The sequence below is a fragment of the Mycobacterium sp. E796 genome, from assembly GCF_001672815.1.
Classification (GTDB): Bacteria; Actinomycetota; Actinomycetes; order Mycobacteriales; family Mycobacteriaceae; genus Mycobacterium.
Window position 1 is genome coordinate 1 of sequence record NZ_LZKK01000322.1, and the last position, 815, is coordinate 815.

Here is an 815-nt window from a genome sequence, read left to right on the forward strand (position 1 = left end):
GGCATTCCGGTGTTGTCCGCGCTGCCGGGCCAATTCCTGCTCAAGGACCTGGTTTTGATCGGCGTTGCGCTGTGGACGTGCGGTGACTCGCTCGCGGCGCGAAAAGCGTGCCCCTGAGCAATTCCTTGGCCGATGCCAACGTGTCGGCGTAGGCGTCCGGAGTCAGGTTGGCCGCCCGGTCCGTCAGCCCGCGAGCCAGCGCGTAGATCGCGTTGACCGCGGCGCCCGGGTCGGTGCCCGGCGGCAATGCTTCGCGCGCTTGGGCGTCCCGAACGATCCCATCGATGGTGTCGCGCAACACTTTTGGCCCGGCATGCCCGCGCATCGCGCGTTCGAACGCGGCCAGGTGCGGATACTCGCGCAGCAACCTGGCCAGCTCGTCCAGCATCGCCTCGAGGCGCTCGACGACGTCATCGGAGTGCGCCGCGGCGGACCGCACCCGCGGCAGCGCGATCTCGTCGATCTCCCGGACGGTCGCCGTGAGCAGCTCGGACTTGTTCGGGAAATAGTGATACAGGCTGCCGCTGGTCATCTCGGCAGCCTTGGCGATCTCGCGAATGCTTGCGCGGGAGTACCCGACCTCCGCCACGCAGCGCATGGTGGCGACGATGATCCGACGGCGGGTCTCCTCGCCGCTGGCGCCGACCGGGCGACCCAGCATGCCGTCGAATATAATCGGCCGATCAATTTACGTGCCGGTTCGGTAGGGAGACGCGCCGCATGAACGCCGCGCGGGCGCAGTTGGGGCGCCCGGTGGGCGCCAGCGGCGAGCGGACCCGCGCCCGAATAATCGACGCGGCGATGCGCCGCCCGCC

The 815-nt window shown here is 69.2% G+C and carries 1 protein-coding gene; it reads right to left on the reverse strand.

All coding sequences use genetic code 11. The features are described 5' to 3' along the window. Positions 1-40 precede the first annotated feature (40 nt). Positions 41-661: a TetR/AcrR family transcriptional regulator gene (locus tag A5706_RS25805; RefSeq protein WP_068137346.1), complete on the reverse strand. Its 621-nt coding sequence runs from the start codon at positions 659-661 to the stop codon at positions 41-43. Positions 662-815: the final 154 nt, after the last annotated feature.

What these genes read in the sequence shown, in the direction of transcription:
- A5706_RS25805 (WP_068137346.1), bottom strand. Translation starts at nt 661, where the DNA reads ATGCTGGGTCGCCCGGTCGGCGCCAGCGGCGAGGAGACCCGCCGTCGG.